The following is a 16,374-nucleotide window of genomic DNA, read 5'->3' as shown; positions in this document are numbered from 1 at the left end:
GCTTCTCTCCATCTCACGCCGATCATGGCGCGTTGATCGTTACGAGATCCTGCTCCGCGCCCTCGTGAGGGCTGGTTCGCGCATCTCGGAACGATCAGCAGCCGGGCCCGCGAGCCACACGTTGGACGAACGGCACCCTCGTACCGCTCCATCGGACGAGGGTGCCGTTCGTACGAGCGTCAGTGCAGGGCGGCCTCGCGGGTGTCGCGTTCCACCCAGGTCATGTCCGGGTAGCGGTCGCCAGCGGGCCGCAGGCCGTCGAGCCGGGCGACGTCGGCGGGCGTGAGGGTGACGTCGAGCGCGCCGGCGTTCTCCTCCAGGTAGCGGACGCGCTTGGTGCCCGGGATCGGCACGACGTCCTCGCCCTGCGCGAGCAGCCACGCCAGCGCCACCTGCCCCGGCGTGGCGCCGTGCGCCTCGGCGATCTCCCGCACGGCGCCCACCAGGGCGAGGTTGCGGTCGAGGTTCTCGCCCTGGAAGCGGGGGAGGGTGCGGCGGAAGTCGTCGTCGGCCAAGGCGGGAAGAGCGCCGGTCAGCAGGCCGCGCCCGAGCGGGCTGTAGGGCACCACGCCGATCCCGTGTTCCCGGCAGGCCGGGAGCACGGCGCGTTCGATGTCGCGGCTGAACACCGACCACTCCGCCTGCACCGCCGCGATCGGGTGCACCGCCACCGCCCGGCGGATCGTGGTGGCCGAGCCCTCGGACAGGCCGAGGTGCCCGACCACCCCGTCCTGCACGAGTTCGGCCATGGCCCCGACGGTGTCCTCGATCGGCACCTCCGGGTCGGGCCGGTGCAGGTAGTACAGGTCGATCCGGTCGACGCCGAGCCGGCGCAGCGAGGCCTCGCAGGCCTGGCGGACGTACTCCGGCCTGCCGTTCACGCCGGCGGGGAGGCCGTCGGTTCCGGGGATGATGCCGAACTTGGTGGCCAGTACGACCTCGTCGCGACGGTCGGCCAGCACCTCGGCGAGCAGTTCCTCGTTGGCGCCGCTGCCGTAGATGTCGGCGGTGTCGAGGAACGTGACGCCGAGGTCGACGGCCCGGTGCAGGGTGGCGATGGCCTCGGTCCGGTCGGCGGGGCCGTAGGCGTAGCTCATGCCCATGCAGCCGAGGCCGAGAGCGCTCACCGGGAGGGGTCCGAGGGCACGGGTGGGTAGGGACATGGGTGTCTCCTGGGTGAAGGGTGAAGGGGTGCGCCGGGCGGCGGGCTACGGCTCGGGGTTGCCGCCGTAGGCGGCGATCTTGAACTCGACGGTCTCGAGCGTGAAGACGAGTTCCTGCAGCTGGGCCCGGATCGCGTCGCGGTGGGCGAGCATCATCGCCCGGCGTTCCGGAACGGTGGCCTCGCCCTGCTGGACGAGGGCGACGTAGCGCTGCAGGTCACGGATGGTCATCCCGGTCATCCGCATCCGGTTGAGGAAGACCACCCTCGCGTAGTCGGCCGCGCGGTACACGCGGTAACCCGCGGCGTCGCGGCCCACCGAGAGCAGCCCGATCCGCTCGTAGTACCGCAGCGTGTGGGCGGACACGCCGGTGCGCTCGGCCATCTCGGCGATCGTCAGCGTGGCGTCCGGTGTGGGTGCCGCGGCGTCCTGCCTCTTGAGGCGGTCCAGCGCGGCGTCCACCGATGCGGTCATGGCGACGACGCTAAAGCTTCGAGCGCGCTCGAAGGCAAGCCCTTCACCACGAAATCGGGAGGGTGTGCACGCCGAAGATCGTGGAGTGGACGCGCAGCGGGACGTCCGCCGGGTCGCAGTCGAGCCGCAGCGTGGGGAACCGGGCGAACAGCGCGGGGAACGCCACCTGCATCTCGACCCGGGCCAGTTGCTGGCCGAGGCACTGGTGGATCCCGTGGCCCAGCGCCAGGTGGCCGGTGGTGCGCCGGCGCAGGTCGAGGGTGTCGGGGTCCGGGTACTGCGCGGGGTCGCGGTTGGCGGCGTGCATCGCGATCGTGACGCTCTCACCCGCCCGGATCAGCTGCCCCTCCACTTCGACGTCCTCGAGCGCGGCGCGGACGTTGGTGTGCGCGATGGTGAGGTAGCGCAGCAGCTCCTCCACCGAGTTCTCCGGATCCGAGCGCAGCGCGGTGATCTGGTCGGGGTGGCGGAGCAGCGCGAACGTGCCGAGGGCGAGCATGTTGGCCGTGGTGTCGAGGCCGGCCGCGAGCAGGAACGCGCCGGTGCCGGCCAGCTCGTCGTCGGAGAGGTCGCTGCCGGTGAGACTGCTGAGGATGTCCTGGCCGGGCCGGGCCCGCTTCGCCCGCACCAGGTCGAGCAGGTACGCCTGCAGGGCGTCGATGGCCGCGCCCTTCTCCTCGGCTGCGCTGATCGTGTCGGTCAGCGTGAGGACGTGGCGGCGGAACGTGTCGCGGTCGCCGTAGGGCACGCCGAGCAGCTCGCAGATGACGAGGGCGGGGATCGGCGACGCGAACTCCGCCACCAGGTCCACCGGCGCGCCCGTGCGCTCCATGGCGTCGAGCCGGTCCGCGGTGATCTCCTCCACGCGCTCGGTGAGCGCGCGCATCCGGCGCACGGTGAACCAGCCGATCAGCAGGCGCCGCAGCCGCGTGTGCTCGGGCGCGTCGATCCCGGTGAGGTCGCCGACCGGGGCGGGCGGCAGCTCGGGCGGCGCGCCCACGATCGGCACCGGCAGGTGCATGAGCTCGTAGCGGGAGCTGAAGCGGCGGTCGGCGAGCACGGCGCGGCAGGCGTCGTAGCCGGTGGCGAGCCAACCGTCGTGCCCGTCGGGGTAGGTCATGCGCACGAGCGGGTGCCGCTCGCGGAACCCGGCCAGCTCGGCTGGCGGGTCGAAGGGCCGGTCCGGGTGGCGCCCGGTCGGGAGGGCGGTGACGCGCGGGGTGAGGGTCTCGGCCATGTCGGCTCCGTTCAGCGGCGGTTGTAGCGGCGGACCGCCCAGAGGTAGGAGCCGATCCCGATCGCGGCGCTCCAGGCGAGGGCGGCGGCGACGTGGCCGCCGGCGGGCGTGCCCATCAGCAGGGCGCGTACGGCCTCGATCACCGGGGTGAACGGCTGGTGGTCGGCGAACCAGCGCAGCCCGGCCGGCATGGATTCGGTGGGCACGAAGCCGCTGCCGAGGAAGGGCAGCAGCATGAGCGGCATGGGCGTGTTGCTCGCGGTCTCGACGCTGCCCGCGCTCATGCCGAGCGCGACGCCGAGCCAGATCAGGGCGAGGGAGAAGGCGGCGATGACGCCGAGGGCGCCGAGCCACCCGGCGACGCCCGCGCCCGGGCGGAAGCCGACGAGCACCGCGACGCAGGCGACGACGAGGACCGACAGCGCCGTCTGGACGGTGCTGCCCAGCACGTGCCCGGTCAGCACCGACGGCCGGAAGATCGCCATGGTGCGGAACCGGGCGACGATGCCCTCGGTCATGTCCATCGCCACCGAGACGGACGTGCCGTTCACGGCGGCGCCGACGGTCATCAGCAGAACCCCCGGGGTGACGTAGGTGGCGTAGTCGCCGCGGTCGCCGCCGAGCCCCGTGCCCAGCGTGCCGCCGAGCACGTACACGAAGAGCAGCAGGAAGATCACCGGGATCCCGGCGAGCATCAGCGTCAACGAGGGGTAGCGCTGCAGGTGCCGCAGCTGGCGGCGCAGCATCGTCGAGCAGTCCCGCAGCGCGAGGGTTGCGGTCATCGGGACATCGCCTCCGTGGGGGCCGGGTGCCCGGTGAGGGCGAGGAACACGTCGTCGAGGTCGGGGGTGTGCACGGTGAGCCGCTCGGCGACGAGGCCACGGCGGTCGAGCTCGTCCAGCAGGTACCGGATCTCGTGGGCGGTGCCACCGCTCGCGACCTGCAGGGCCAGCGCGGCGTCGTCGCGGACGGCGCCGGTGAGCACGCGGGCTGCCGCGTCGTACCGGGCGGGGTCGGGGAAGGTCAGCCGGACGTGGCCGCCGGGTACGAGGTTCTTGAGCTCGTCGGGCGTGCCGGCGGCGACGATCCGGCCGTGGTCGAGCACCGCGACGCGCTCGGCGAGCTGATCGGCCTCCTCCAGGTACTGCGTGGTGAGCAGCACCGTGACGCCGCCGGTGGCGAGCTCGCGGATCACGTCCCAAAGCGCGCGCCGGCTGCGCGGGTCGAGGCCGGTGGTCGGCTCGTCGAGGAACAGCACCCGCGGGCGGCCGACGAGACCCATGGCGAGGTCGAGCCGGCGCCGCATGCCGCCGGAGTACGTGGCCGCGGGCCGGCGCGCGGCGTCGACGAGGTCGAAGCGCCCCAGCAGCTCGCGGGCCCGGCGGCGGCCCTCGGCCCGGCCCAGGTGGTGCAGGTCGGCCATCAGGACGAGGTTCTCCTCGCCGGTGAGCAGGCCGTCGACGGCGGAGAACTGGCCGGTGGCGCCGATCGCCGCCCGTACCGCGTCGGGGTCGGTGGCCGGGTCGTGGCCTGCGACGCGCACGCTCCCGCCGTCGGCGGGGATCAGCGTGGAGAGGATGCCGACGGTGGTGGTCTTTCCGGCGCCGTTCGGCCCGAGCAGCGCGAAGATCGAGCCCGCCGGGATCTCGAGGTCGAGGCCGTCGAGCACGACCTCGGCGCCGTACGCCTTGCGCAGGCCGCGCACGCTGATCGCGGTGGTGCTCATCGGACAGCCCCGGATTCGGGACGCCGGATGACGATGTCGCCGACGGACGTGCGGGTGCTGATGGTCGCGACCTCGTCGGAGTCGCCGGGGCCGTCGGTGGCGTCGAGGCCGTTGCGGACCCGGCCGAACTTCGTGTGCACGTCCAGCCGCGCGGCCGTGCCGGGGCGGATGCCGATCTCGACGTGGCCGTTGGCGGTCTTGAGCGAGATGTCGCCGCGCACGACCTCCTCGACGCGGATGGCACCGTTGGAGGTCGTGGCCTTCACGTCGGCCAGCGCGGTGCCGACGGAGACGTCCCCGTTGGCGGAACGGCAGGTGAGCTCGGCCTCGACCCGCCCGACCTCGGTGGCGCCGTTGAGGTTCTTGATCGTCGTCGGACCGCCGATCTCGTCGATGCGCACGGCACCGGCGGACTTGATCTCGGCGGTCCCGCCGATCCGGCGCGCGGTCACCCGGCTGTTCGTGGCCAGCTTCGCGGGGCCGGTGCGGTCGACGGTGAGATCACCCAGCGAGGTGCTGAACTCGACGCGCCCGAGCTCGCCCGTGGCGTGCAGGTCGGCGATCCACGCCTCCCCGTGCACCTCGGATCCGGTGGGCAGTTCGATCTCGACGTCGAGCGCCCCGGCGTTCCGGGACGGGCCGAGCACGCGCCACGGTTGCGGGGCGCGGATCTCGAGCCGGTCGTCGGCGAAGTCGGTGCGGGTGCGCTCCGCGAGCTCGACGTCCTTGGCGTTGGCCGGGTCGCGGGGTGCGACCGTGACGACGGTGTCGGTGCGCTCGCTCGCACGCAGCCGGATGTCGGCGGCGGTGAGCGTGAGGGTGAGCGTGATCGGGTCCGGTGTGGCGAACGTGGGCATGGCGAAGCCCTCCCGGTAGGGGTGGTGGGGACGGGCAGGTGTCAGCGGACCCAGCCGCTGAGGCTCTGACCGCCGCGTGGGGTGCGTGGCACCGGCTGGGCGGTGCCACGTGTGTCGGATCCGAGTGCCGCCGCGGCCGCGCGCACCAGCCACGCGTTCACCGAGAGCCGCTCGCGGCCCGCGGCCTCCTCGACCCGGGCCTTCAGGGTGTCGGGGAGCCGGAGGTTGATGCGCGTCATGGCGCCTTCGTCGAGCTCGGGTGGTGCCACGCCGGATCCGGGATCGGGGTCGGCGGTGGCGACGTCGGCCGGGGCCGGGGTGACCGCGAAGCCCGGCTCCCGCCCGCGCAACCGCATCTCGACGGAGCCGGGCGCGAGCTCGCGGGTGATCTCGTCGGCGGCCTCGGACAGAGCTTCCAGCAGCATCAACCGCACGGCGGACTCCAGGGGGGCGGTGAGCCGCTCGGCGAGCGCCCGCGCCTCGTCGCCGCCGGCGGCTGCGGCGACCGCGAGCTCGTGGCGCAGCCGTTCCACGTGAGGCGTCAGGTCCATGCGAGCCAGAGTGGCACCACATTGGCACCACGTCAAGCGAGCGATGATGCCACGGGTGGCGCCGCGCAGACTGTGGCTGCGCGGCGTCGCTACGGCGCGCGGTGACACCCCGCTGACGGAGCCGGTGCGCGCGGGCCGCCGCCGGCCCTGGTACCCTCCGGAATGCGACCACCCTGTCGCGCGTTGTTCGATGCGTCAGGGCGTACAAGCGGAGCCCCGCTCCCACCCGCCGCCGCTCAGGCGTCCGGGTTCCGGTCCGCCGGTTGAGCTGCACGGCTCGACCGGTGTATCACGGGTCTTCGCTCCGTCGCGCCGGACGACGTCGAACACGAGGAGACCCCATCAGCACAGAGACGCGCATCAACGACCGCATCCGCGTTCCCGAGGTCCGCCTGGTCGGGCCGAACGGGGAGCAGGTCGGCATCGTGCGCATCGAGGACGCCCTGCGGCTCGCGCAGGAGGCCGAGCTCGACCTCGTCGAGGTCGCGGCTCAGGCCCGCCCGCCGGTCTGCAAGCTCATGGACTACGGCAAGTTCAAGTACGAGAGCGCGCAGAAGGCCCGGGAGTCCCGCCGCAACCAGCAGCTCACCACGATCAAGGAGCAGAAGCTCCGGCCGAAGATCGACACCCACGACTACGAGACCAAGAAGCGCAACGTCGTACGCTTCCTCGAGGGTGGCAACAAGGTCAAGGTCACGATCATGTTCCGCGGCCGCGAGCAGTCCCGCCCCGAGCTGGGCTTCCGGCTGCTCCAGCGTCTCGCAGAGGACGTGGCGGAGCTGGGCACGGTCGAGGCCGCGCCCAAGCAGGACGGGCGGAACATGACGATGGTGATCGCTCCGAACAAGAAGCCCGCCGCCCGCAAGCCGGCCACCCAGCAGGGCTGACGGCACCCAGCGGAACGCGTAGGACGACAACACGACGCCCCCACACCGGGGGCGTCATCGGTGAACGGAACTGTCATGCCCAAGAACAAGACGCACAGCGGGATCGCCAAGCGGGTCAAGGTCACCGGCCGGGGCAAGCTGCTGCGCCAGCAGACCGGTCTGCGCCACCGCCTCGAGGTCAAGTCGAGCAAGGAGACGCGCGACCTGTCCGGCGTCGTGCCGGTGAGCAAGGCCGACGTCAAGCGCGTCAAGAAGCTGCTCGGCCGCTGACCGGCACCGCGAGCTCCCCTCCCGCCTGACCGGCGCGGCCACCCCGCTCCGGCCCGACATTAAGGAATTCCCCCATGGCACGCGTGAAGCGCGCGGTCAACGCTCAGAAGAAGCGCCGCACCACCCTCGAGCTGGCCAGCGGCTACCGCGGGCAGCGGTCGCGCCTCTACCGCAAGGCGAAGGAGCAGATGCTCCACTCGCTGAACTACGCCTACCGCGACCGCCGCGCCAAGAAGGGCGACTTCCGGCAGCTGTGGATCACCCGCATCAACGCGGCTGCTCGCGCCAACGGCATGACGTACAACCGCTTCATCCAGGGCATCAAGGCCGCGGGTGTCGAGGTCGACCGCAAGATCCTCTCGGAGATCGCCATCAGCGACCCGGCCGCGTTCACCGCGCTCGTCGAGCTCGCCCGGGCCAACGTGCCCGCCCAGGACGGGAGCGCCGCCTGAGCGCTCAGGCTCCTGCCGAACCGCCCGGCACCGAACGCACCCCGCGCGTCGTCGCAGCCCGCAAGCTGCTGCGGCGCCCGGGCCGCGATCGGGCCGGGCGGTTCCTCGTGGAGGGGGCGCAGGCCGTCCGCGAGGCGGTCCGGTATGCCCGGGTGCGCGAGCTGTTCGTCACGGCTGCCGCCGCCGAGCGGCATCCGGACCTCGTCGACGCCGCTGCCGGTGCGGGAGCCCGGATCAGCCCCGTCATCGAGCGGGCCGCCGAGTCGCTCTCCGACACCGTCACCCCGCAGGGCCTGGTGGCGGTCTGCGACCTGCTCGACGTTCCCGTCGCGGACGCACTGGGCGGGCGCCCGACGCTCGTCGCGGTGTGCGCCGGCATCACCGATCCGGGCAACGCGGGCACCGTGATCCGGGTGGCCGACGCCGCGGGCGCCGACGCCGTGCTGCTGGCGGGTGACACCGTCGACCCCCACAACGGCAAGGCGGTGCGTGCCTCCACCGGCAGCGTCTTCCACCTGCCGCTCGCCCGTGACCGCGACGCCGCCGCCGTGCTGGACGCCTGCGCCGCCGCCGGGCTCACCCTGCTCGCCGCCGACGCGGAGGGCGAGCTCGACCTGCACGAACCCGCCGCGCAGCCGGTGCTCGCCGGGCCTGTGGCCTGGGTGTTCGGTGGCGAGGCGCACGGCGTGCCCGCCGACCTCGCGGCCCGCGCCGACCACCGCGTCCGCATCCCCATCCACGGCCGCGCGGAGAGCCTGAACCTGGCCACCGCGGCCGCCGTCTGCCTCTACGCGAGTGCTGCAGCACGTCGTCGATAGGATCCCCCACACCATGACTGAGAGCACGGACCTCGACGTTCCCAGCTTGCTGGACCCCGACGCGCTGAAGGCCGCCGTCGCGGCCGCGCAGCGGGCCTTCGCCGAGGCGTCCGACCTCGCCGAGCTCGCCGCCGTGCGCCCGGCCCACCTGGGCGACCGCGCCCCGATCCTGCTGGCCCGCCGCGAGCTCGGCTCGCTGCCCGGCCCGGAGCGCGCCGCCGCGGGCAAGCGCGTCAACGCGGCGCGGCAGGAGGTGCAGGAGGCGTACGACGCCCGCCGCGCCGTGCTCGTCGAGGAGCGCGACGCCCGCGTGCTCGTCGAGGAGACCGTCGACGTCACGCTGCCGTGGGACCGCATCCCGCGCGGTGCCCGCCACCCGATCACGCAGATCGCCGAGCGCATCGCCGACGTGTTCGTCGCGATGGGCTGGGAGGTGGCCGAGGGGCCCGAGGTCGAGTCGTCCTGGCTCAACTTCGACGCGCTGAACTTCGGCAAGGACCACCCGGCCCGCACCATGCAGGACACCTTCTACCTGGGGGAGTCCGAGCAGTCGGGCACGGTGCTGCGCACCCACACCTCACCGGTGCAGGTCCGTGCCCTGCTGGAGCGTGAGCTGCCGGTCTACGTCGTGTGCCCGGGCCGCACGTTCCGCACCGACGCCCTCGACGCCACCCACACCCCGGTGTTCCACCAGGTGGAGGGCCTCGCCGTCGACCGCGGCATCACCATGGCGCACCTCAAGGGCACGCTCGACGCGTTCGCCCGCGCCATGTTCGGGCCTGCGTCGCGCACCCGGCTGCGGCCGTCGTTCTTCCCGTTCACCGAGCCGTCCGCCGAGGTGGACGTCTGGTTCCCGGAGAAGAAGGGCGGGGCCGGCTGGGTCGAGTGGGGCGGCTGCGGCATGGTCAACCCGAACGTCCTGCGCGCCTGCGGCATCGACCCGGAGGTGCACTCCGGGTTCGCGTTCGGCATGGGGCTGGAGCGCACGCTCCAGTTCCGCAACGGCATCCCCGACATGCGCGACATGGTCGAGGGCGACGTCCGCTTCAGCCGCGCGTTCGGCGTCTGAGTCTGCCCCGGAGGGCGAAGAAGTGCGTGTACCGCTGTCCTGGCTCGCCGAGCACATCGGCGAGCTCCCGCCTGTCGACGACACGGCCGAGGCTTTCGTGCGCGTCGGGCTGGAGATCGAGGACGTCCACCAGCCGCCGGAGCTCACCGGCCCGATCGTCGTCGGGCGGGTGCTGGAGTTCGAGGTCCTGGAGGGGCTGAAGAAGCCCATCCGGTGGTGCCAGGTCGACGTCGGCGAGAAGGTGCGGGGCATCATCTGCGGCGCCTCCAACTTCGCGGCGGGTGACCTCGTCGTCGTCGCACTGCCGGGCGCCGTGCTGCCCGGCGACTTCGCCATCTCGGCGCGCAAGACCTACGGCCACGTCTCCGACGGCATGATCGCCTCGGCCCGCGAGCTCGGCCTCGGCTCCGACCACGCCGGGATCATGGTGCTCCCGCCCGGCACCGCCGAGCCCGGCGACGACGCGCTGCCGCTGCTCGGGCGCGACGACCCGATCGTCGAGCTCGCCATCACCCCGGACCGCGGCTACTGCTTCTCCGTGCGCGGGCTCGCCCGCGAGCTGGCAGGCTCCCTCGACGTCGACTTCCCCGACCCGGCCGCCCGGGTCGAGGTGCCCCCCGCCGATGGCGACGCCTGGCCGGTGGAGCTCCCCGACCCCGGCTGCGCGCGGTTCGTCGCCCGCCGCGTCGACGGCGTCGACCCGGCCGCCCCCTCGCCGTGGTGGATGCAGCGCAGGCTCCTCGCCGCCGGGATGCGCCCGATCTCCCTGATCGTCGACGTCACCAACTACGTGATGCTCGAGCTCGGCCAGCCGCTGCACGCCTACGACGCCCACCGCGTGTCGGGCGCGATCGTCGTACGCCGAGCGGAGGCGGGGGAGAAGCTCGTCACCCTCGACGACGTCGAGCGCACCCTCGACCCCGACGACCTGCTCATCACCGACGACTCCGGCCCGATCGGCCTCGCCGGCGTGATGGGCGGGGCGTCCACCGAGATCGGCGAGCCGGGGGAGGACGGGCGCATCGACGTCCTCATCGAGGCCGCCCACTTCGACCAGGCCGTGATCGCGCGCGCCGCCCGTCGGCACAAGCTGCCGTCGGAGGCGTCGAAGCGGTTCGAGCGGGTCGTCGACCCGCAGCTGCCCCCGGTCGCCGCCGAGCGCGCCGCGCAGCTGCTCGTCGAGCACGGCGGCGGCACGATCGCGCCCGGCCGCACCGACGCCGGTGCAGCGCCCGTGCGGGAGCCCGTGCGGATGCCGATCAACCTGCCCGACGAGGTCGCGGGCGTCGCCTACGCGCCGGGCGTCACCGTCCGGCGCCTCAGCCAGATCGGGTGCGCCGTCGACCTGGTCACCGGCGACGACGGCCGCGCCCGCGTGGTCGCCCACCCGCCGTCGTGGCGCCCCGACCTCACGCAGCCCGCCGACCTGGTGGAGGAGGTGCTGCGCCTCGAGGGCTACGACGTGATCCCCTCGGTGCTGCCCGCCGCGCCCGCCGGCCGCGGCCTCACGCCGAGCCAGGAGCGGCGCCGCGCTGTGTCGCGGGCCCTCGCCGAGGCCGGGTACGTCGAGGTGGAGCCGTTCCCGTTCGTGGGCCCCGCCGCGTGGGACGCGTTCGGGCTGCCCGCCGACGACGTGCGCCGCCGCACCGTGCCCGTGCTCAACCCGCTCGACGCCGAACGCGCCGAGCTCGCCACCACCCTGCTGCCGGGCCTGCTCGACACGCTGGTGCGCAACCACTCCCGCGGCGCCACCGACCTCGCGCTCTACCACATCGGGCAGGTCGTCCTGCCGCACGCCGAGGCCAAGCCGATGCCCGACCCGGACGTCACCGGCCGCCCCTCCGACGCCGAACTGGCCCAGATCGAGGCCGCACTGCCGGCACAGCCGCTGCACGTCGCGGCCGTGCTCGCCGGCGAGCGCGAGCGGCGCGGCTGGTGGGGGCCCGGACGCGCGGCCGGATGGGCCGACGCCGTGCAGGCCGCCCGGCTCGTCGGGCAGGCCGCGGGCGTCGAGCTGCGGGTCACCGCGGCCGCGCTGCCGCCGTTCCACCCCGGCCGGTGCGCCGCCCTGCGCGTCGGCGACTGGGTCGTCGGCCACGCGGGGGAGCTGCACCCCAAGGTCGTGGAGGCCCTCGGGCTGCCGGAGCGCACCTGCGCCATGGAGCTCGACCTCGACGCGATCCCGCTCTCCGACCGCAGGCCCGCGCCCAAGGTCTCGCCGTACCCGCCGATCGCGGTCGACGTCGCGCTCGTGGCCGACGCCGCCGTGCCCGCCGCCGACATCGCCGACACCCTGCACGACGGCGGCGGCGAACTCCTCGAGGACGTCCGCCTCTTCGACGTCTACACGGGTGAGCAGGTCGGCGAGGGTCGCCGGTCCCTGGCGTTCACGCTCCGGTTCCGCGCGCCTGACCGCACCCTGACCAGCGAGGAAGCCAACGCCGCCCGGGACGCCGCGGTCGCCATGGCCGCGGAACGGCACCACGCGGTGCTGCGCGCCTGACCCGGCGACCGGTGCCTCGGAGTCCATGATCGCCAGTCGGGCGCGAAACCCGACACCTGGCGTCGGGAAACGCACCCATCTGGTGATCAAGCTCCCCGGTTTCGGGTGAGGAGCTCCTTGCCGCCGGTCCGGGTGTGCTCGCGCGGGCCGAGCAGTACGTGGCGGTGGTGGGGACCGCGCCGGCGTACGGCTCGTGGTGATCGTCTCGGGTGAGTCGCACCTGGGGGTGGTCCCGGCGGCCCTGAGGTACTGGTCGGAAGGATCATGGGTCGGACGGCCCCCGCGGCCCGGGGCACTCGTCGTGCTGTGGGCCGGTTCGGTGGGTCCAGCTCCGGCGGGTTCTGAGCGGCTTCCCATGAGAGGCCGCCGCCGCAGCTCATGATCGCCAGTCGGGTGCAGAATCCGCCGCCTGGCGTCGGGAAACGCGCCGATCTGGTGATCAAGCTCCACGGCGCCGGGTGGGGAGACCCGGTCGGCGCGAGCTCGGATGGCTGTACACGTCAGTTGCTGTGGCCGCGCTGATGTGCGGCTCGTGAGCTCCTCGCGACTGGTCCGGCGGTCAAGCGGGGCGAGCAGTGCGTCACGGTGGTGGTGACCGCGCTGGTGTGCGGTTCGTGATGGTCGTCCCGTGGTGAGTCGTACCCGGGAGTGGTCCCGGCGGCCCTGTGGTACTGGTCGGGATGATCATCGGTCGGACGCGCCGCGCGGCCCGGGGCACCTCTGGTGCTGTGACCGGCTCGGGCGCGTCTCGATCCTGCCGATCATGGGTGTGCGCCCACGAGAGGCCACCGCACGCAGCGAAGCGGGACCGCACACATCGCGGGCGGTGTGTGCCGCCCCCATCTGGTGTGCGGTGGCCCGGAGCCGGTGATCACCTCACCGTGCCGCGGGCGGTGCGGGCGTGGTGGCGAAGAGGTTGCGCTGCACCTCCGCGCGGTAGCCGGCCAGCGCGTTGTCGACGTGGAGGCGCATCGCCGACTCCGCGGCCCCGGGGTCGCCGTCGGCGACGGCGTCGGCGACCGCCTGGTGCTCCGAGGCGCCTCGACGCATCCCCGCACCGGGCTCGTCACCGAGCCCGACCGTCAGCACCCGTCGCTTGAGCGTCGTGACCGTCCCCACGATGGATGTCAGGAACATGTTGTGCGCGGCCTCGGCGAGCGCCTGGTGGAACTGCTCGTCCGCCTCGGCGAACGCGGCCGGGTCGTCGTCGCGGGCGGCGACGAGCGTGCGTTCCGCGAGCTCCCGCAGGGCCCGGACCTGCAGCGGGGTGGCACGCTGAGCGGCCAGCGCCGCCGTCTGCCCCTCGACCGTGCGGCGGCACTCGAACAGCATCTCCACGTGCTCGAGGTTCTCGACCAGCAGGCTGCCCCAGACCTCCGGTGGTAGCTGCTCCTCCGGCTGCCCCACGAAGATCCCCGCGCGTTTGCGGACGGTGAGGTGACCGCGCGCGCACAGCAGTTTGACGGCCTCGCGGGCCACCGTGTGGCTCACCCCGAGGTCGGCGGCGAGCTGCTTCTCGGTCGGCAACCGGTCGCCGGGGTTCAAGCCGGCCGAGCGGATGTGCGCGAGTATCCGCTCCGCCGCGATCTGGTAGCCCGGGCGGTAGGCCCGCTCATCGGTCACGTCCACCTCACCGTTCTTCGTGCGGCCGCCATCCTCCCCCAGCCCATATTTGATGGCAACTATTGACCCCGCGCTCCCTGGCGATCTACGGTCCGCGCGGCGTTAGTTGCTATCTAACGGCAGCGGATCAAGGGAGACCGATGCGACCCGACCTCGTCAGGGCCGGCGCCGTCCGCTGCGTCCACGACCGCCGCTCCCCGCGCGCCGTTCCCCGGCCCTGCGCACGGCGGCACGATCCCGAGGAGAAGACGTGGTTGCCGTCACCGGAGTGACGACCAGGGTGTTCGAGCTCCCCTACACACGCCCGATCGGCGACGCCAACGATCCCGTCGGACGCAGCCGGACCACGGTCCTGGCGGTGCAGCTGGAGACCGACGAGGGGCTCACCGGCCTCAGCATCGGGAACCCGGCGGCCCGGCAGACCGTCGTCGAGTTCGCGGAGATGCTGAAGGGGGAGGACCCGGCAGGCGTCCGGGGGCTCTGGCAGCGGATGGCCGATCGCGCCTTCAAGGGTGGGGTCGAGGGGATCGTCAAGGAAGCCATCTGCCACCTCGACGTCGCGCTGTGGGACCTCAAGGCCAAGGCCAACGGCGAGCCGCTGTGGAAGACCCTCGGCGCCTCGTCGGGCCAGGTCCTGGCGTACGCGAGCGGAATCGACCTGCCGCTGCCGGACGAGGAGATCACCGCGTTCTACCGGCGGATGGCCGACCTCGGGATCACCCTCGGCAAACTGAAGGTGGGCCGCGACCTCGAATCCGACCTGCGGCGGATCGACCTGATGCGCCAAGCCCTGAGCACGGGCGGGCGCACCGCACGCCTGGCCATCGACGCCAACGAGTACTGGTCGCCGAAGGAGGCGGTGCGGTACGTCCGCGAGGTCGAGAAGACGTTCGACCTGGAGTGGTGCGAGGAGCCGACGCGCCGGTGGGACGTGCGCGGCCTGCGCGCGGTGTCGCGCCAGATCAGCACCGCCGTCGCCACCGGGGAGAACTTGAACGGCACGTGGGACTTCCTCCCCCTCGTCCACGGCGAGGCCGTCGACATCGTGCAGGTGGGCCAGTACACGAGCGGTATCACCGGGGCGTTGCAGGTGGCGGAGCTCGCGGCGGCGTACGAACTGCCGGTGGCGACCATGAACTGCCCCGGTGACTTCATGGCGCACATCGGAGCGGTCATGCCGCAGCACCTGGGCGTGGAGCTGGTCTGGCCGGGGTGGGACGCGATCGTCGACAACCACCAGGTGGTGTCCGACGGCTGGATCACCCTGAGCGACCGGCCCGGCCACGGGATGGAGCTGCGCGCGGACGCGGGGCGGTACGAGCTGGCCGAGCTCCCGCACGGCGCGATGGTGTCCACGCAGGGACGGCGCCGCAAGCACTCGTGGTCCGACCACGTCGAGCCGGGTTCACCGGCCGCGGCGGCGGGGAGGGCGTGACGATGGGTGCCCAGAGGACGAGCATCAGCCGGCGCACCCTGCTGCGCGGAGCGGGACTCGCGGCCGCGGGAACCGCCCTGAGCGCCTGCATCCCGGGACCGGGCACGGGGGGTGGCGGCTCCTCCGGCGGATCGCAGAAGCTGCGCCTGCGCTACTGGGCGTGGGTCGACGACCCGACGTCCCGCGTGCTGGACGACCTGGCCGACCGGTTCAACGAGAACCACCCGTCGATCGAGGTCGACGTGGAGTTGATGCCGGCGAGCGCCGTGTACGAGCGGCTGCTGGCCGCGATCAACGCGGGCGATCCGCCGGACGCCTCGGCGATCCACGTGAACAACGTCGCGGACATCGCGGCGATGGGCGCCCTGCATCCGCTCGACCAGTACTTCGACGCCATGCCGGACAAGGACGACTTCGTCCCCACCGCGGTGCTGGGCTCCCGCCTCGGCGACGAGAGCGCCCCGCTGCACACGATGCCGTGGTACGGACTGGTGAGCTACCTGTACTACCGGCCCGACTGGTTCCGGGACGCCGGGCTGCCCGAACCGCGGACCACAGACGACTTCGTGGCGGCCTGCCGCGCCATCACCGACCCGGCCGCCGGCCGGTACGGCTACGGACTGCGCGGCGCCACCCACGGGCACATCCATTACTTCATGTGGCTGGCGTCCCTCGCCGGGCTGGACGCGGTACGGGGACCCGGCGGCGCGCCGGTCTTCCACCAGCCCGAGCACATCGCGGGCACCGACTGGTTCCTGGACCTCGCGCGCACGCACCGGGTCGTGCCGCCCACCGCGTCGGGCGACGGCTTCGAGCAGCTGATGAACAACATGAAGGCAGGCGTCACCGGCACCGCCATCCACCACATCAAGTCGTCGGAGACCCTCGTCTCGACGCTCGGTGCGGAGAACATCCGGGCGGTCCCGATGCCCGTCGGGCCGTCCGGGCGGCGGTGGACCGAGTTCGGGCCCAGCATGAACGCGGTCTACGCAGGCGGGCAGGACCCCGACGCCGCGTGGGAATGGGTGTCCTACCTGGCCTCCCCCGAGGCGATGCGGATCTTCTGCACGGAGGACGGCGGGCTGCCGGTGCGGCAGTCGGTCGGCTCCGACCCGTACTTCCAGGAGAACCCGTTCGCGAAGGTGTCGATCGACAGCCTCCCCGACGCGTACCTCATCCCGTTCACCGAGCGCCCGGGCTACGCGCGGCTGGCCGAGCAGACGTGGCCGCAGCTCACCCAGCCCGCCCTGTCCGGCGAGATGAGCAGCGCGGAGTTCGCCGGCCGGCTCGCCGAGGATGTGCGGTAGAC

At 73.1% G+C, this 16,374-nt stretch carries 16 protein-coding genes; 8 read left to right on the top strand and 8 right to left on the bottom strand.

Translation table 11 applies throughout. The features are described from left to right. Positions 1-179: 179 nt before the first annotated feature. The 7 genes from ACFPL3_RS17830 to ACFPL3_RS17800 are packed head-to-tail and all read right to left on the bottom strand — an operon-like array spanning position 180 to position 6,008. Positions 180-1,163 (bottom strand): aldo/keto reductase, encoded by a 984-nt coding sequence (locus tag ACFPL3_RS17830; protein WP_343946891.1) that lies wholly within the window; start codon positions 1,161-1,163, stop codon positions 180-182. Positions 1,164-1,208: 45 nt separating this feature from the next. Continuing rightward, complete coding sequence (locus ACFPL3_RS17825) at positions 1,209-1,637, bottom strand: MerR family transcriptional regulator (RefSeq protein ID WP_343946890.1); 429 nt, start codon at positions 1,635-1,637, stop codon at positions 1,209-1,211. Positions 1,638-1,680: 43 nt separating this feature from the next. After that, the gene (locus ACFPL3_RS17820) at positions 1,681-2,874 is read right to left on the bottom strand and encodes a cytochrome P450 (protein ID WP_343946889.1); all 1,194 of its coding nucleotides are present in this window, start codon (positions 2,872-2,874) and stop codon (positions 1,681-1,683) included. Positions 2,875-2,885: 11 nt separating this feature from the next. After that, positions 2,886-3,656, bottom strand: a complete 771-nt coding sequence (locus ACFPL3_RS17815) for an ABC transporter permease (protein ID WP_343946888.1) — start codon at positions 3,654-3,656, stop codon at positions 2,886-2,888. Then, a complete protein-coding gene (locus tag ACFPL3_RS17810) occupies positions 3,653-4,600 on the bottom strand; it encodes an ATP-binding cassette domain-containing protein (protein ID WP_343946887.1) in 948 nt (315 codons plus the stop codon). Before ACFPL3_RS17810 ends, ACFPL3_RS17815 begins: the two co-directional genes overlap by 4 nt. Beyond that, complete coding sequence (locus tag ACFPL3_RS17805; protein ID WP_343946886.1) at positions 4,597-5,457, bottom strand: DUF4097 family beta strand repeat-containing protein; 861 nt, start codon at positions 5,455-5,457, stop codon at positions 4,597-4,599. Before ACFPL3_RS17805 ends, ACFPL3_RS17810 begins: the two co-directional genes overlap by 4 nt. Positions 5,458-5,498: 41 nt before the next feature. Further along, entirely contained in the window at positions 5,499-6,008 is a 510-nt protein-coding gene (locus ACFPL3_RS17800; protein WP_343946885.1) for a hypothetical protein, read from the bottom strand. 284 nt (positions 6,009-6,292) lie between these two features. On the opposite strand from ACFPL3_RS17800, the gene infC reads away from it, so the two are divergent. The 6 genes from infC (at position 6,293) to pheT (ending at position 12,007) form a co-directional block, all read left to right on the top strand. Next, complete coding sequence (gene infC / locus ACFPL3_RS17795; protein WP_343946884.1) at positions 6,293-6,895, top strand: translation initiation factor IF-3; 603 nt, start codon at positions 6,293-6,295, stop codon at positions 6,893-6,895. Positions 6,896-6,970: 75 nt separating this feature from the next. Further along, positions 6,971-7,165, top strand: coding sequence for a 50S ribosomal protein L35 (rpmI, locus tag ACFPL3_RS17790; protein WP_147258920.1), 195 nt, complete (start codon positions 6,971-6,973; stop codon positions 7,163-7,165). 74 nt (positions 7,166-7,239) lie between these two features. Further along, positions 7,240-7,617, top strand: coding sequence for a 50S ribosomal protein L20 (rplT, locus tag ACFPL3_RS17785; protein WP_142104034.1), 378 nt, complete (start codon positions 7,240-7,242; stop codon positions 7,615-7,617). Continuing rightward, entirely contained in the window at positions 7,614-8,435 is an 822-nt protein-coding gene (locus ACFPL3_RS17780; protein WP_343946939.1) for a TrmH family RNA methyltransferase, read from the top strand. Before rplT ends, ACFPL3_RS17780 begins: the two co-directional genes overlap by 4 nt. 13 nt (positions 8,436-8,448) lie before the next feature. Further along, on the top strand, positions 8,449-9,504 hold the full coding sequence (gene pheS, locus ACFPL3_RS17775; protein ID WP_343946883.1) for a phenylalanine--tRNA ligase subunit alpha: 1,056 nt from the start codon (positions 8,449-8,451) through the stop codon (positions 9,502-9,504). A gap of 22 nt (positions 9,505-9,526) precedes the next feature. Further along, positions 9,527-12,007 carry a phenylalanine--tRNA ligase subunit beta gene (pheT, locus tag ACFPL3_RS17770; protein WP_379589361.1) on the top strand — a complete coding sequence of 827 codons (2,481 nt, stop codon included), beginning with the start codon at positions 9,527-9,529 and terminating at the stop codon, positions 12,005-12,007. Between the two features lie 876 nt (positions 12,008-12,883). Here the strand turns inward: pheT and ACFPL3_RS17765 are convergent. Continuing rightward, entirely contained in the window at positions 12,884-13,630 is a 747-nt protein-coding gene (locus tag ACFPL3_RS17765) for a FadR/GntR family transcriptional regulator (protein ID WP_343943450.1), read from the bottom strand. A gap of 250 nt (positions 13,631-13,880) precedes the next feature. Between ACFPL3_RS17765 and ACFPL3_RS17760 the strand changes: the two genes are divergently transcribed. Beyond that, positions 13,881-15,065 carry a mandelate racemase/muconate lactonizing enzyme family protein gene (locus ACFPL3_RS17760; RefSeq protein WP_343943449.1) on the top strand — a complete coding sequence of 395 codons (1,185 nt, stop codon included), beginning with the start codon at positions 13,881-13,883 and terminating at the stop codon, positions 15,063-15,065. Positions 15,066-15,067: 2 nt separating this feature from the next. Next, positions 15,068-16,372 carry an ABC transporter substrate-binding protein gene (locus ACFPL3_RS17755; RefSeq protein WP_343943448.1) on the top strand — a complete coding sequence of 435 codons (1,305 nt, stop codon included), beginning with the start codon at positions 15,068-15,070 and terminating at the stop codon, positions 16,370-16,372. The last annotated feature ends 2 nt before the right edge of the window (positions 16,373-16,374 follow it).

The sequence above is a fragment of the Pseudonocardia zijingensis genome, from assembly GCF_042657305.1.
GTDB lineage: Bacteria > Actinomycetota > Actinomycetes > Mycobacteriales > Pseudonocardiaceae > Pseudonocardia > Pseudonocardia zijingensis.
Note: the sequence above shows the minus strand (reverse complement) of the source record. Positions and strands in the feature narration are given on the sequence as shown.

Excerpts from the sequence above, each read along its gene's own strand:
- ACFPL3_RS17830 (WP_343946891.1), bottom strand. The coding sequence starts at position 1,163 with ATGTCCCTACCCACCCGTGCCCTCGGACCCCTCCCGGTGAGCGCTCTC.
- rplT (WP_142104034.1), top strand. The coding sequence starts at position 7,240 with ATGGCACGCGTGAAGCGCGCGGTCAACGCTCAGAAGAAGCGCCGCACC.
- pheS (WP_343946883.1), top strand. The coding sequence starts at position 8,449 with ATGACTGAGAGCACGGACCTCGACGTTCCCAGCTTGCTGGACCCCGAC.
- ACFPL3_RS17810 (WP_343946887.1), bottom strand. The coding sequence starts at position 4,600 with ATGAGCACCACCGCGATCAGCGTGCGCGGCCTGCGCAAGGCGTACGGC.
- ACFPL3_RS17755 (WP_343943448.1), top strand. The coding sequence starts at position 15,068 with ATGGGTGCCCAGAGGACGAGCATCAGCCGGCGCACCCTGCTGCGCGGA.
- ACFPL3_RS17805 (WP_343946886.1), bottom strand. The coding sequence starts at position 5,457 with ATGCCCACGTTCGCCACACCGGACCCGATCACGCTCACCCTCACGCTC.
- ACFPL3_RS17800 (WP_343946885.1), bottom strand. The coding sequence starts at position 6,008 with ATGGACCTGACGCCTCACGTGGAACGGCTGCGCCACGAGCTCGCGGTC.
- rpmI (WP_147258920.1), top strand. The coding sequence starts at position 6,971 with ATGCCCAAGAACAAGACGCACAGCGGGATCGCCAAGCGGGTCAAGGTC.
- ACFPL3_RS17815 (WP_343946888.1), bottom strand. The coding sequence starts at position 3,656 with ATGACCGCAACCCTCGCGCTGCGGGACTGCTCGACGATGCTGCGCCGC.
- ACFPL3_RS17820 (WP_343946889.1), bottom strand. The coding sequence starts at position 2,874 with ATGGCCGAGACCCTCACCCCGCGCGTCACCGCCCTCCCGACCGGGCGC.
- ACFPL3_RS17825 (WP_343946890.1), bottom strand. The coding sequence starts at position 1,637 with ATGACCGCATCGGTGGACGCCGCGCTGGACCGCCTCAAGAGGCAGGAC.